Origin of the sequence: Pseudorhodoplanes sp., assembly GCF_046289595.1 — a bacterium.
GTDB lineage: Bacteria > Pseudomonadota > Alphaproteobacteria > Rhizobiales > Xanthobacteraceae > Pseudorhodoplanes.
This window is the reverse complement of sequence record NZ_JBKBVB010000116.1, coordinates 1-13,835: the sequence shown is the minus strand read 5'-3', so window position 1 is coordinate 13,835 and position 13,835 is coordinate 1. Positions and strand designations below refer to the sequence as shown.

The window sequence follows — 13,835 nt, the reverse complement described above, 5'->3', positions numbered from 1 at the left end:
ATCGACGATGCCGCGCTGCTTACCGTGATCCGCCGTTACACGCGGGAAGCGGGGGTGCGTAATCTCGAACGCGAAATCTCGACGCTGATCCGCAAGGCGGTGAAGGAGCTGACGCTCTCGAGGAAGAAGTCGGTTCACGTGACCGAAAAGAGCCTCGAGGACTATCTCGGCGTGCCGAAATATCGTTACGGCGAGGTCGAGTCCGAGGATCAGATCGGCGTCGTCACCGGGCTGGCCTGGACCGATGTCGGCGGCGAACTTCTGACCATCGAAGGCACGTCGATGCCCGGCAAGGGCAAGATGACCGTCACTGGCAATCTGCGCGATGTGATGAAGGAGTCGATCTCGGCGGCCGCGTCGTATGTTCGCTCCCGCGCCATCGCCTTCGGCATCGAGCCGCCGATGTTCGAGAAGCGGGACATCCACGTGCATGTGCCCGAAGGGGCGACGCCAAAGGACGGACCGTCTGCGGGCGTGGCGATGGTCACAGCAATCGTCTCGGTGATGACCGGCATACCGGTCCGCCGCGATGTTGCGATGACCGGCGAAATCACGTTGCGCGGCCGTGTGCTGCCGATTGGCGGCCTCAAGGAAAAGCTGCTCGCGGCGCTGCGCGGTGGGATCAAGACGGTGCTGATCCCCGAGGAGAACGCCAAAGATCTGGCGGATATCGCGCAGAACGTGAAGAGTGGTCTTGAGATTGTGCCGGTTTCGCGGATGGACGAGGTTCTGGCGCGTGCGCTTGTTCGCGCTCCCGAACCCATCCAGTGGGAGGAGCCGGCCGTGAAGCCGGCAGCCGATCAATCGGACGAAGACGGCTCGGCCCTGACCGCGCACTAATCATCAGGCGAAACGAATTGAAGCGGCGGTGTCCTGATTGGGCGCCGCCGTTTCTGTTTCCGCCTTCGGCTTCGGCGATCGCCAGCTTGCTTTTGCCGTAGCGAAGGCGTTACGCATAGTGCGCCTTCAGAAATCGTTTGTGAGAATCACGATGTTCTTCCGTTCCCTGCTCAGCGCCGCGGCGCTGGTGTTTGCTGCGTCTGCTCCGGTTGCCGCACAGGACTTCCCGACTCGTCCGATCACCATTCTGGTTGGGCTCGCCCCAGGCGGCATTACCGATGTAATGGCGCGGCTTTACGCCGAAACTGTCTCGCGCAAGCTTGGACAAGCCGTCATCGTCGAGAATCGTCCGGCGGCGAGTGGAGCGGTGGCGGCTGCCGCTCTACAGAATGCGCAGCCCGATGGTTATACGTTGCTCCTGTTTTCCGGGGCGCAACATGCGACCATTCCGGCGCTGTCGTCAGCGGCAAGCTACGATCCGGTCAAGGGAGCGGAGCCAGTCTCGTTGCTGTTCAATTTCACCGGGATCGTTGCGGTGCCTGCGGACAGTCCCATCAAGTCGATGGCCGAGTTTGCGGCCTACGCCAAATCCAAGCCGGGCGGTTTGAATTTCGGTTCGCCCGGCGTAGGAACGCCCTCGCATCTGGCGGCGGCAAAACTTCTGACCATCACGGGAGCGCCGGCGCAGTTTGTCCACTACAAGGGCGGCTCGCCGATGATGGCCGATCTCGTCGCCGGGCGCCTCGATGTCGCATGGCCGAGCGCGCCGGCGTCCAAAAGTTTCTTGCTGGACAAGAAGCTGCGGGCGCTGGCGGTCGATGCCGGCCAGCGCTGGTCGGCGATCGCCGATGTTCCGACGTTGCGCGAGGCGGGCTTCGGCGAGGCGAGCGTGGCGAACTGGTTCGCCATCGCTGCCGCACCGGGCACGCCCCCGGCGATCATTCGCAAGCTCAATGCGGCCTTTGTCGAGGCCGCGCAGGATCCTGAGCTCAAGCGCAAGGTCGAGGATTTCGGTATGACCGTCACCACCAGCACTCCGGAAGAAATGGGAAAGTTGATGGCCAAGGAAGCTGCTGAGATCCGCGACCTGGTTCAGAAGCTCGGGCTGAAGCAATAGCGCCGGCAGTCGGGGGCTTTGCGCGCTTGCACGTTGCCAGAGCCGAAAAACGTTGCCTTGCGCGCGCGGCCGTCGAACCTTTATGAGAGATCGGCCAGGGCGGTTAGCTCAGCTGGCAGAGCATCTCGTTTACACCGAGAGGGTCGGCGGTTCGATCCCGTCACCGCCCACCATTTTCCAAAATTCCAGCGGCTTTCCGCGTCTTCCCGGGACGTCTTCCGCTGCCGCGCTCGATGGCTTTGGCTCCCCGCCGGCAAAGAACCCGTGCGACCTTCTGTTGCTTCGTGACACTATTGCAACCTAAACATGGTAGTGTTAATATTGCACCATTCCAGGTTGCAGAGGTTTAGTCATGACAGGTCTTCGACGTCCGGACGTTCTAGCCGCGCTCACAGCGATGCGGGACGATGTTCAGCGGCAGGTGGCTGCACTGGACCGATATCGCGCGATCAAGAGCCTTGAGCAAACGATCGAGGAGTTTCCGGCGCTTGAAGACCTGACCCGTGCGCTCGGTGAGATCCGCGAGCGGGTTCAACGGCAACTCGACGAGACCCGGGAATTTCGCGCGCTGTCCGCCATCGACCGCATCCTGCCGGAATTGACCGGCGTGTTTGATTTGCTCCATGAGCAGCGATCAGACGATGCCGCTGGCGCCGTAGCGCAAATCAGTGTTCAGGAGTCGGCGCAGCCAGAGGCTGAGGTCATCGTCGAGGCCGCCGTGGCACAGCCTTCCGCGATGTCAGCCACCGGCTTTGAGGCCGTCGCATATGGTGACAGCGGCGCGTCGCCCGGCGAAACCGGGCAGGCTGTGCCGCCCGCAATGCCGGACAGTGACGAAACGGCGCCGCAGCGCGAGACGCAGGCAACCACGAAGGCTGCGGAAGGCCTGTCGCTTGCGGACAGCGTCGCGCTGTTGATGGCGCAGGGTATCGCTTCGCCTCCGCGCGACACGCATCCACCGGATTCCCAATCGCCCGAGCGAGGCGAAAAGGCGGCATTGGCGCCGGCAGAACGGGCGGCGTAGCCCGAGATCCAAGATGCGGCAAGGGCAGGGTGGGAGGAGGCAATGAACACATATCAATCGCCCTATATCGACGGACAGGTGCTGGGGTCCGAAACCCCGGCGCCGCGCCGCGAAGACCCGTTGCCGGTGCCGCAGGCCGAAGCCAAGATTCACGGGTGCACCAAGTCCGCCTCCGAATGTCTGCACAAGACCACAAAGCTTGCACGAGAGTTCAATCACGGCACGGTCTCGGCAGCGCATCTCATTCTTGCGATGACTCTGATCCCCAATGCCAGCCGGCAATTCGAGTTGCGCAAGATGGACATCGACCGCGCCTTTCGCGCAGCGATGAACGCCCTGATGGATATCGAGCGCGGCAGTGCGTCGACCGGCGCACTGCCTGTCCTCTCGGAAGAATTCAACGTCATCGTCACGCTGGCGCAGGAACTGGCGCGCAATCGCGACAACCAGGAGGTCTCCGTCGACGATCTGCTCACCGCGCTTGATCGTCTGCCTATCGATTCGTCGGCCGCGCAGCTGGTGCGAGGCGAGAAGCGGAGTGGCCAGGCTGCGCCTGATATTCAGAGCGCATTCGATGAGCTCACAGGGACGATCCATCAGCAATATCAGGAGCTGCGGCAGGTTATCGATATGCTCAGGCTCGATCTGCAGAGCGACGACGTTACGCGGCTGAAGGAATATCTGCAGCAGCGCGACGGCGCGATCGAGCAGATCGTCCGCAAGGGGTTTGCCGAACTTGGACAAAAACTTTCGTCACCGGTCTCCGATGCCGCGGAGCCTGCGCTGGCACCGCCGTCCGTAACGGCTGGCGGCGAAGAAAATTCGCTATGGGAGAAGATCTTCGGACGCAAGGCGCCCGAGGCTCCGGCGGCACAGCCGGAGGTGTCACCGGCACAGACGCGGTGGGGGATGTAGGTTGCGGCTTGCGGGAGGGGGGCCGACCGGCCGCTCAGCGGAACCGGATTGCCTGGACGAACTGCTCCTCCGCCTTCGAGATCACGGCAGGGAAGGCAGGCATTGGCTGGGCTCGCGCGATCATGGCGAGCGCCTCTTTGTCCACGGCCGGCGATCCGGATGAGCGGATGATGGCGCTTGCCACCACCTTGCCGCCGCGGTTTACCGTGAAGCCTACCACAACGGTGCCGCGCCCTTTGGCCGGCCGCTTGTATCGCTGCAGGTGTGCGCTCAGGGTACTCGCATAGTTGATCATCGCGTTGCGCTCCGCGGTGGTGCCCGCCTTCGGCGACACCGGCTTCTCGGCGCGCTTCTCGGCTTTCGGACTCGCGGTCGGCTGGCGAACCGACTGGACCTGCTGCTGCACCGGTTCCTCGACAGGCTCCGGTGGCTTCGGCTGCTCTACCTCCTGCTTTTTTTCTTCGGCGACCTCTTGCTTCGGCGGGATGACGAGGTCCGGCTCCGGCGCCGGAACCGGCGGCAGATCGATGACCGGTTCCTCCGCCGCCTGCTGCGCCGCCTCGGGCTGCATGCTCGCCTGGGAGTCGAAGGTTTCCGGGCCTGGCGCCAGATCGGCTTCGGTCTCGGGAGCTGCGGCTTCGGGGGCGAAGTCGATCATCAATGCCGGCACTTCGGCGCCGGTGATGCCCGATGTCGGCGCGACATAGAGATAGGCTGCCACCAAGGCGGCGTGCGCAGCGCTGACGACAAGCACGGCCGCGGCCCAGCGGCCGATATGAAGATCGTCGCGGTCGAGGTCGTCGCCCCACGCGACGGGCGTCATTTCTGTGTGTCCCGCGCTTCGAGGCCAACCAAGCCGATTTTCAGATAGCCGGCCGAACGCAACGTATTCATCACCTCCATCACGTCGCCATAGCTCACAGCCCGGTCGGCACGAACGAAAATCCGTTCCTCGCGATTGCCCTTGGTGGCGGATTCGAGCGCGGCCGGCAGGCTTGCGCGCGCGATCATGTCCTCACCGATCGCAAGCGTGAGATCCGCCTTCACCGTCAGGAAAACCGGCTTGTCGGGCCGGCGCTGCGAATCCGCCGTCGAGCTCGGCAACTGGACCGGAATATCCACCGTCGCGAGCGGCGCAGCCACCATGAAGATGATCAGCAGCACCAGAATAACGTCGATGAAGGGTGTGACATTGATATCGTGCGTTTCGACGTCGTCGTCGTCCCTCGAAAAATGGACTGCCATGGCTCACTCCGCCGCTTCGCGCAGGCGCACCCCGCCGCGATCGAGGTCGCGCGACGCAAGGCGCAACACGTTGGCCGACGCGTTGCCGAGGATCAGCCGATAGCCGCCGATCGAGCGGGTGAACGCGTTGTAGATCACGACGGCGGGGATCGCTGCGACAAGACCCATCGCGGTTGCGAGCAGCGCCTCGGCGATGCCCGGCGCGACCACGGCTAGGCTGGTGGAATGTGCTTTCGATATCCCAATGAAGCTGTTCATGATGCCCCACACCGTCCCGAACAGGCCGACGAAGGGAGCGGTGGCTCCGATCGTAGCGAGAATGCCCATGCCGTTGCTGATGCGGCGGCTGGCGGTCGCCTCGACCCGCTCCAACTGCCAGACGATACGTTCCTTGACGCCGTCTTTCGGCAGCATGTGCGACAGCTCGACCTCGTGCGCGGCCGCGCGGACGAGCCGCGCAACAGGGTCCTTGTCCGTGGCGAATTCGTGCCGGGCATCGTCAAGCGATTTCGCCCGCTCAAGCCACCGGTTCTTCCGCCGTGCGCGGCGCTTTTCGAAACGCAGCTCGAGCGACTTGGCGAACCAAAGAACCCAGGTCAGGAAGGATGCAATGACCAATCCGATCATCACGGCCTTCACGACGATGTCCGCATCGAGGAACATCTGCCACGGCGTCAGGTCGTGCGGCAGCATGTGCGCGGGCACACTGCCTGGCGCCGCCGTTGCTGTCTCGGGGCGTGCTTCCGGTGCTGGCGCGGTCGGAGCTTGCACATCGCCTGATGGCGACTGCGCTGTGTTTGCGTGCTGAGGTTGGGCCGGCGGAATTGCGAGTGGCTCGGGCGCAGGGGCCTGGGTCGTTGCCGGAGCGATCGCATCACCCTGTTGGGTCGCAGTCTGTGCAAGCGCCGGAGTCGCGAGCAGCAATAAGGAAAGCGAGACGCCCGTCGCCAGCGATCTGAAATTCAAAGCCATCTCGTGTCCTTCGCGCGGCATCAATCGCGGTTGCGCATGACGCGGCGCAGGTAAGGCGCAACGCGCAAGTATCGCGGCGCCACGCATGATCAATCGAGATGACGTTCAACCGCAAAATCGGAGGAGAATGCAACAACGATAGTTTTTAGTTTTTCAAATGCAAATCGACGCGCCATTGCAAGCGGCTCATCGTTATCAGTGCTGCAAGACGTCGCGGGTTGCAAGAAGTCAGGAATGATCGGGCATCCATTCGAACTTGGCGCCAGCGAGGGGGCCGCTCAAACAAAGCGGAAGCGGTGTCGCCAGGCGATAAAGGCCAAAGGGCGCACGGCGATCAGGAGAGCGTACCGGAAACAAAAATGCGCATCGGTTTACACCAATGCGCATTCGTGGAATTCGAAACGCTGGACGGCGTCAGATCGCTTCCTTGAGTTCCTTTGCAGGCCGGAATGCGACCTTCTTGGACGCCTTGATCTGAATCTGCTCGCCGGTCGCAGGATTGCGGCCCATGCGGGCGGCGCGCTTGCGGACCTGAAGAATGCCAAGGCCGCCGATCCGGATGCGGTCGCCCTTCTTCAGATGCTTGGTGATGGTTGTGACAAGGTCGCCGAGCATCGCCTCGCTCTGCTTTTTGGATAGCTGATGCTCCTCGGCCAACTGAGCCGCCAGATGCTTCAGGGTAATGGTTGGAGCTGTCGCCGGCTTCTTGTCAGCCATAGGGAGGCCCTCCTTTTCATAGGCGCCGTCACGAAAAACCAGTGATTGTGGCGTTTAGACGATTCGGGACTCGCCGAAAACGCCTCATTTACAAGGGTCCAGAGCATTTTTGGCCGCCGGGTGCAATGAGAAAAGCCCATGCTGCAGGGGTTTCTTGCATTGGGGAGCGTGTCGTCGTCTGCCGGAAAGCGACGACACGGTTCGCAGGTTGCGCTGAAAATTGTACTAAGCCATTGACCGATAAGGTCATAATGGCGGGAGCGACGGGACTCGAACCCGCGGCCTCCGGCGTGACAGGCCGGCGCTCTAACCAACTGAGCTACGCCCCCGTACCGGGAGTGCGGCGGACTTAAATCTCACCCGAGCTCAAGTCAAGCACTGACGCCGCTTTCCCGCCGCGATCACCGGAATTCCCGGAACTCAGACCGCGTAAAGTCGATAGGCGCTGCCGTAGCGGCCGAAATCGTGGCTGGTGACGCCATTGCGCAGGCTTCCATGATATTGAGCGGGCGGCGCCACGACCGACACTTTCACGACCGCGCTCTCGCCCGGCTTCACCAGCCCGGCATGGACTGCGGCGACCGACAGCGCGGAATCGCCCGTATAGACATCGGTGCCCCAGAGCGGCCCTTCGGTTTCGCCACGCACGCGGAAATAGAAGCTTGTGCCGACGCTGCTCCCAAGTTCCAGCATGTGCGGCGGTGCGTCCGCGGCGAGATAGCCCTTGTCGAGCAGTTGCCGGACTTCCTTCTTCGACAATTGGCCGCGGCGGTCGAAATAGGCGACCAGTTCTTGCACCACCTTCATAGTCTGCTCCCGTCGATCGCAATGACGCGCCCATAAGGCGGCGCGAATAGTCCTGCGCGCGGCAGCACCCACAGCACACCATAAGCCGGCGCGGCCTGCGGAAATACGATGTCGCCGTCGGTGATGATGACGACGGCGCGCACCAGTGGATCACGGTCGAGCGCGCGCATCGCCGGCGACAGGTCGCTGCCGCCAAATCCGGTCACCGGATACGATGCGAGCGCGTCCGGCGGCACGGTGTCGTCCGCAGTGACGGCAACGTCGCATTGCACCACGCGTATCTGGTCGACTCCGGCGGCCTCGCAGAAGTCCGCAATTGCGCCCAGAGCCACGGGGATGTGCTCGGTCATTGAGCCCGAGGTATCGAGCAAGACGGTCAGCATCCAGGAGGCGCGCCTGCGACCGGGCATCACGAGATCGCCCGATCCCCTGCCGCGGCGTGAGGGCCGCGTGAAACTGCGTTCGGCCATGGCCGACGACTCGATCCAGCGTTGCAGCGCGGCTTGCCAGGCAGGTCTGAACTGGCCGCGCAGTGCCGAAATCTGCGCGCTCGTGCCGCCAGCTGAGTTACCATGAGCCCGCTGCTTGCCGATCGCTGCGGCAAGCACCCGTGCACGCGCAATGGCGGCCTCGATTGCCGCTTTCTGCTGCGCCTGATCCTGGGCGTCCGCAGGAAACATATCGCGCTCTTTTTCATCCGCGAGCACGTCACCAGCGGTATCGTCCCCGGTGCCTGGACGTTGGCCGAGCGCCTGCCGGACCGACGCATCCTTGCCTTCCCAGACGCTGGTGCGTGCGCGCATCAGATCGGCGTTGCGCCGCATCTCGATCACAATGTCCTCGGCCGAACGGGCTTTTGCTCCCGGCATGTCGAGTCCGCCCGCCGGAATCGCAGCAAAGCCCAGTTCGCCGCGCAGGATGTCGTTGATGATGTAGTCGTGCGCGTAGTTGAATTCGAGGCGGCCGGAGCCGCGTGCGCGGTCATGGGTGCGCAGTGCCAGATGGAGGAGCTCGTGCGCAAGCACAAAGACGAGTTCGTTATCCTTCAGCCGCGCCACGAAATCCGGATTGGCGATCAGCCGGCCGGACGCAAAGATGCCCATGGTCGGAACGCGCCGGTCGAGGGCGACATGAACTGCAGCGGCAAGCCCCGCAAGATGCGGCAGCGGCACCGTAACCATGCGCAGGCCTTCCGCGATGCGATGCAGCGTCGCGCTATCCGCCTGGCGGACAGGTTTTGCGGCGGCGACGCTCATGCCCTGGTCACCTTTCGCAGCAGCGCCAGCATGGCCTTATCCGCGCCGAGTGCGCCCCATTGCGCGACGAGATCCGTCAGCAGATGAAGCTGGTGTTCGGTCGGCAGGCTGCGCAGGAAGCGCGCGATCGCGCTGGGCTTGACCTTGCCGAGCCTGCCGGCAGCAACGTTCTGACGGATACAATTCAAAACAAACCAGCGCGCGGTCTCGCCGGACGGCAGTGTGTCCGGCCGCTCGATATAGCTTTCGACCGGCGACAGCGTGCCGACGGCTTCATCTGCGAGCGCGCAGAACACGGCGGCGTCTTCCGCCGACAGGCGGCCAAAGGCGAGCGCGCGCCGGGTATCGCGATTGAGGATGCCGGACGCTTCCGCCTTGTCGAGGGCCTGCGACAGCTGGGACCAGGCGCGGGGCGTGGAGAAGGGCTCTGGATCGTGCGGCACCTCCCGCATCAGCGCGTCCGGCATGAACGTGATGAAGCTGCGGATATCTGCCCGGATGCCGGCCTTGAGCGCCCAGTCTAGCCATTCAGCGGGATCGACCCGGAGGTTAAGGACGGTGACGCGATTGACCAGCGCCGAGCTCATGGCGCGGACGAGGGCCCGGTCGTGCTGGCGGTTGCCGGCGGCCACCACCCAGGTGCCGGTGGGCAGGGCATGCTCGCCGAGCCTGCGCTCGAGCAGCAGCGAATAGAAGGCCTTCTGTACGTCCGGCGCGCAGGCCGGCAGCTCGTCGAGGAACAGGCAGAAGGGCTGCGGCTGCTCCGGGAGGAGCAGGCGGGGCGGACAGAAGACCGAGCGCTCGCCAACGATTTTCGGCACGCCGCTGACGTCTTCGGGGGCGATCTGGGTGCCAAGCAGCGAGCGGCAGGGCAAGCCGGCCTCGGCCGCAGCCTGATAGACCATCTCCGATTTGCCGACACCGGGCGGCGAGAGCAGCAGGAAACTCTGTTCGTGCGCCATGCACTGAACGAGCTTCTTGGCCTGCCGGAGGGTGATCGATTGCTGAAGGGCGCTCGCGCCTGCGTCCATCGGACGGCTCCTGGGTGAAGAAAGCGGGGCGTTCCCTCACCAGGAACAAGATCAATCTAGGCGGTGCGGCCGCGCGGCGCCAGCGGTCGCGACGGATTTTTTCCGCACCGCGCTGCAGCATGCGGCGGTACGGCGCTTGTCATGACGATTTCGTTACAGAATTATGACAATCTGAGTGACGCCCGCTCCGGGCGTGGATTTGGAATGCCATGTCGACGTCGGGTCTCGGGTTCCTTCTGGGCGGAGCGTCTATTGTCCGCCGCGTATTCGATGGGGTTTGGCCGGGCGCCGTCCTGAGCGCGGCCCTTCATACTTGGGTTCTGACCCGCATTGCCCAGACCGAATACGGCACCTTCAACCAGGTTCTCTGCCTGCTCACCTGGATTTTCCTGAACTGCCTGTTCCTGCTGATGGTCCGGCGCGCCGCGCTCGCGGCTCTGTTGTCGCTTGGGCTGGTCGAGCTTCTGATTCTGGTCTCGCAGTTCAAGTTCAAGATCACCTGGATGACGGCGACCTTTCTCGACGTCATGGTGATCGATCCGGACAGCCTTGCCTTTCTGATGTCGGCGGTTCCGGGTCTGCGCATGCTCACCGCGGCGATCGTCATCGTCTTCGTCGTTTGCATGCTGTTGCTGACGCTGTGCGACCGGACCAGAATTTCGCGGGCATTTTCCGGGATCGTGGCTGGCGTCTCGCTTGCCCTGATTGTCGGCTTGTCAAATGCGGTGCCGGAGCAACCGCACGAAACATTCCAGGGCGTCAATCACGTCTCGAACTTCACCCGTTCGGCGGTGGTGTCGCTTTCGGAACTTGCCGATAGCGGCTGGCTGGAAATCGACCGCGCCTCGGCAAACCAGATGGCTTTGTTTTCGGCGGACGAGACCTGTACGCCACAGAGCAGGCCGCCGCACATCATCATGGTGCTCGACGAATCGAGCTTCGATATCCGCCGGGCCCCGGGCGTTGTCGTGCCGGATGATTATGGCCGGCATTTCCAGTCGACCGACGGCGTATCGCGTACGCTGATCACCGAGGGGACCGGCGGCCCGACCTGGTACACCGAATATAACGTCCTCACTGGGCTCTCGACGCGCTCCTTCGGCCGGATGAGCTTCCATGTGACGCGGCTCGCGGCGGGCCGTGTGAAGCGCGGGTTGCCACAGGCGTTGCGCCGCTGCGGCTACCGGACCTTCACGCTCTATCCGGCCTACGGCGCGTTCCTGAGCGCGCGCGGCTTCCAGAGGAGCACCGGCATCGAGCGCATGATTGATGCGCATGAAATGGGAGCGGGCGATGTCGAACCAGACGCCTTCTATTTCGACAAAGCGGCGCGGCTCTTCGCCAAGGAGAAGGGCAAGGAGCTGGATGGGGAGCGGGACAAGAAGCACGGTACTGCGCCGCTATTCATGCTGGTCTATACTGCTGCCAATCACTTTCCCTGGACGACAACGTATCGGCCCGATCTGACGCCGGACTGGACGGCGTTGAATGCCGATCCCGAAACTGACGAATATGTGCGCCGGCAGACCATGAGCGCGCGCGACTACGCAGCCTTCGTCGATCGGCTCAAACGCGAATTTCCGGACGAGTCGTTCCTGATCGTGCGGTTTGGCGATCATCCGCCGGCCATCGCACCGCGGCTGATCGCGCCCGGCCTGTCGGATGCGCAAATCGCCGAGCGCATCATGGTCCGCGATCCGAAATTCTTCTCAGCCTATTACGCGATCGACGCCATCAATTTCACCCCGGCCGATCTGTCGTCGGCGCACGAGACGCTGGACGCCCCCTATCTGCCGCTGGTGGTGCTTGAGGCCGCGGGCTTGCCGCTCGATTCCACCTTCGCCGAGCAGAAACGGATTTTGCAGCGTTGCGAGGGCCTGTTCTATCCGTGCCGGGACGGCGCCGAAGCCCGCCGCTTTAACCGGCTGCTGGTGGATTCCGGGGTGATCAAGGGGTTCTGAGCCTGCGCTATTTTCTTTCCGCCGCCTCCGCGCTTTTCACCACGCCGCCGGCCACTTCGGTCAGCGTCGGGCGGGGCAGGGCGGAGAATGGCAGGGGGCGCGTCACCTCGATCGCGGCGATGCCAAGCCGCGCGGTCAGAAGCCCGTTCAGAACGCCTTCGCCAAGGCGCGCCGAGAGCCGCGCCGCGAGCCCGTGGCCGATCATCTGCTGGATCAGGCTGTCGCCCGCCGCCATGCCGCCGGTAATGGTGAGATGAGCGATCACGTGCCGCATCAGCCGGAACAGGCCGAAGGTACCGGGCCGCCCGCCATAGAGCAGGGCCAGCTTGCGCACGAGCCCGAGCGCGGTGATCAGGACGAAGAAAATGTCGATTGCCGCACGCGGAGACACCGCGGTGACGATCGAGACACGCTTGGCCGCGTTGCTGACGAGTTGGCGCGCCTCCCGATCGAGCGGCGCCATCAATTCGCGTTCGGCGAGGCGGATCAGGTCGGCGCCATCGATGATCTCGCTGAAATGCGCTTCGAGCTTGGTGCGGCTTCGGGCGAGATGCGGCACCTGGCTCTCGATGACAAGGAGTTCGCGCAGGATCGCCTGGCCGTCGGCGCGGTCGTCGGTGACGAGGGTTTCGGCGGCGCGCTCGCGCAGTTTGTCGATCGTCGCAAGCCGTGACAGCCCGGCGAGCTCGCGAACGACGATCACGATGAGGGCGACCACCGCGATTCCGGTCAGCCCGGCCGCGAGCCATCCCAGCGCTTCGTAGCGTGCAAACAGATCCTCGATCAGGTTGGTGACCGCCAGTCCGAGCGCAAGGGAGACAAGGCCCGCAACCGCGCCGAACAGAATCTTGCGCCACGGAACGCGCCGCTGTGCGCGCGTCGCTGAGGCGACCGCCGGGAGCTGTTGCGTCTCGGCGTCAGCTTGGGCAAGCAGATCGATCAGCGGTTCCTCCTTCACCGCGGTCACGACCACATTCGGATCGTCGGGTGAGAAAATCGCAGGCTTGCGCGGTCGGCTCATCGCAGGCGGTCTCCGATCAGGAAGTCGAGCGCACGATCGAGCCTGATATGAGGCAGCGCAGGAATGCCGGTCTCGTTCCGCTCCAGTGCCGGCGGCCGGAAGCGCAGAAAGCGGTAGTCGGTGTCCTCGGACGACGCCGAGGACAGACCGCGAAACCGGCTTTCGGGCTCGAAAATCGCATCCGGATTGATGGGCAGATCGCCGGGATAGATCACAATCTGGGACTCGCCATCGAAGGTGCGGCCACCTGCCTGTTCTCCGGCGAGAGGCGTTCCCATGATGGCATGGAGCGCGCCATGCGGACCGCCGACATGCGCCTCACTGGTTGCACGCACCGACGCCATCGCGATCGCGTCGATACGCGCGCCGGAATAATCCGCGCGCTTGGTGGCGTCGGCAACCAGGCGCTCCAGGATGCGCTCGAGCCGGTCATGCGAACTGTGATGGAGCAGGTCTGCCTTGGTGGCGGCGAACAGGATACGATCGATGCGCGGCGAAAACAGCGCCGAGACCAACGAATTGCGTCCGACATTGAAGCTGTCGAGAATGGCGGCAAGCGCACGTTCGAGATCGTGGATGGCGTGCGGCCCCGCATTCAGCGCCGTCAGCGTGTCGACCAGCACGATCTGCCGATCCAGGCGGGCGATGTGATCGCGGTAGAATGGGCGCACGACGGCGTCTTTGTAGGATTCATAGCGCCGCCGCATCATTGCCCAGAGCGAGCCCGAAGGCGCTGAGCCTTCCAGCCGGTCGAGCGGTGCGAAAGTCAGTGCCGGAGAGTCGGCGAGATCGCCGGGCATCAGGAAGCGGCCGGGCGGCAACAGGCTCAGCGCAAAACGTTCGTCGCGGCATGCGCGCAGATAATCGGTGAAATGACGTGCGACGGTTTGCGCCAGCGCCTCGTCGGCGGGCGCATGCGGGGCGAGGGC

At 63.8% G+C, this 13,835-nt stretch carries 14 protein-coding genes and 2 tRNA genes; 6 read left to right on the top strand and 10 right to left on the bottom strand.

Annotated elements, in window-relative coordinates; all coding sequences use genetic code 11:
- The 5 genes from ACK41X_RS19155 to ACK41X_RS19135 form a co-directional block, all read left to right on the top strand.
- On the top strand, positions 1 to 840 hold an 840-nt coding region (locus ACK41X_RS19155; RefSeq protein WP_409726568.1), incomplete at its 5' end, for a S16 family serine protease.
- Between the two features lie 151 nt (positions 841 to 991).
- Complete coding sequence (locus ACK41X_RS19150) at positions 992 to 1,957, top strand: Bug family tripartite tricarboxylate transporter substrate binding protein (RefSeq protein WP_409726566.1); 966 nt, start codon at positions 992 to 994, stop codon at positions 1,955 to 1,957.
- Positions 1,958 to 2,054: 97 nt separating this feature from the next.
- A tRNA-Val gene (locus ACK41X_RS19145) sits at positions 2,055 to 2,130 on the top strand.
- Between the two features lie 224 nt (positions 2,131 to 2,354).
- The gene (locus tag ACK41X_RS19140) at positions 2,355 to 2,981 is read left to right on the top strand and encodes a hypothetical protein (protein WP_409726564.1); all 627 of its coding nucleotides are present in this window, start codon (positions 2,355 to 2,357) and stop codon (positions 2,979 to 2,981) included.
- Between the two features lie 42 nt (positions 2,982 to 3,023).
- Positions 3,024 to 3,896 (top strand): Clp protease N-terminal domain-containing protein, encoded by an 873-nt coding sequence (locus tag ACK41X_RS19135; RefSeq protein ID WP_409726562.1) that lies wholly within the window; start codon positions 3,024 to 3,026, stop codon positions 3,894 to 3,896.
- Between the two features lie 34 nt (positions 3,897 to 3,930).
- Here the strand turns inward: ACK41X_RS19135 and ACK41X_RS19130 are convergent, their stop codons facing one another.
- From ACK41X_RS19130 to ACK41X_RS19095, 8 genes are all read right to left on the bottom strand, one after another.
- Positions 3,931 to 4,719 (bottom strand): TonB family protein, encoded by a 789-nt coding sequence (locus tag ACK41X_RS19130; protein WP_409726560.1) that lies wholly within the window; start codon positions 4,717 to 4,719, stop codon positions 3,931 to 3,933.
- Positions 4,716 to 5,141 (bottom strand): TonB system transport protein ExbD, encoded by a 426-nt coding sequence (exbD, locus tag ACK41X_RS19125; RefSeq protein ID WP_409726558.1) that lies wholly within the window; start codon positions 5,139 to 5,141, stop codon positions 4,716 to 4,718. The genes ACK41X_RS19130 and exbD overlap by 4 nt, the downstream gene beginning before the upstream one ends.
- A 3-nt stretch (positions 5,142 to 5,144) precedes the next feature.
- A complete protein-coding gene (gene exbB, locus ACK41X_RS19120) occupies positions 5,145 to 6,113 on the bottom strand; it encodes a tonB-system energizer ExbB (protein ID WP_409726556.1) in 969 nt (322 codons plus the stop codon).
- Between the two features lie 414 nt (positions 6,114 to 6,527).
- Entirely contained in the window at positions 6,528 to 6,830 is a 303-nt protein-coding gene (locus ACK41X_RS19115; RefSeq protein ID WP_409726554.1) for an HU family DNA-binding protein, read from the bottom strand.
- Between the two features lie 252 nt (positions 6,831 to 7,082).
- A tRNA-Asp gene (locus ACK41X_RS19110) sits at positions 7,083 to 7,159 on the bottom strand.
- 91 nt (positions 7,160 to 7,250) lie between these two features.
- Entirely contained in the window at positions 7,251 to 7,637 is a 387-nt protein-coding gene (locus ACK41X_RS19105; protein ID WP_409726552.1) for an LCCL domain-containing protein, read from the bottom strand.
- Positions 7,634 to 8,893: a DUF2201 family putative metallopeptidase gene (locus tag ACK41X_RS19100; RefSeq protein WP_409726550.1), complete on the bottom strand. Its 1,260-nt coding sequence runs from the start codon at positions 8,891 to 8,893 to the stop codon at positions 7,634 to 7,636. Before ACK41X_RS19100 ends, ACK41X_RS19105 begins: the two co-directional genes overlap by 4 nt.
- A complete protein-coding gene (locus ACK41X_RS19095) occupies positions 8,890 to 9,924 on the bottom strand; it encodes an AAA family ATPase (protein ID WP_409726548.1) in 1,035 nt (344 codons plus the stop codon). The genes ACK41X_RS19100 and ACK41X_RS19095 overlap by 4 nt, the downstream gene beginning before the upstream one ends.
- 209 nt (positions 9,925 to 10,133) lie before the next feature.
- Here ACK41X_RS19095 and ACK41X_RS19090 point away from each other — a divergent pair, with 209 nt between their 5' ends.
- Positions 10,134 to 11,885: a sulfatase-like hydrolase/transferase gene (locus tag ACK41X_RS19090; RefSeq protein ID WP_409726546.1), complete on the top strand. Its 1,752-nt coding sequence runs from the start codon at positions 10,134 to 10,136 to the stop codon at positions 11,883 to 11,885.
- 7 nt (positions 11,886 to 11,892) lie between these two features.
- Here the strand turns inward: ACK41X_RS19090 and ACK41X_RS19085 are convergent, their stop codons facing one another.
- Both ACK41X_RS19085 and ACK41X_RS19080 read right to left on the bottom strand, forming a co-directional pair.
- On the bottom strand, positions 11,893 to 12,906 hold the full coding sequence (locus ACK41X_RS19085) for a YcjF family protein (protein WP_409726544.1): 1,014 nt from the start codon (positions 12,904 to 12,906) through the stop codon (positions 11,893 to 11,895).
- Positions 12,903 to 13,835, bottom strand: a 933-nt coding sequence (locus ACK41X_RS19080) for a YcjX family protein (RefSeq protein ID WP_409726542.1), incomplete at its 5' end; no start/stop codon positions are given. The genes ACK41X_RS19080 and ACK41X_RS19085, both read right to left, overlap by 4 nt.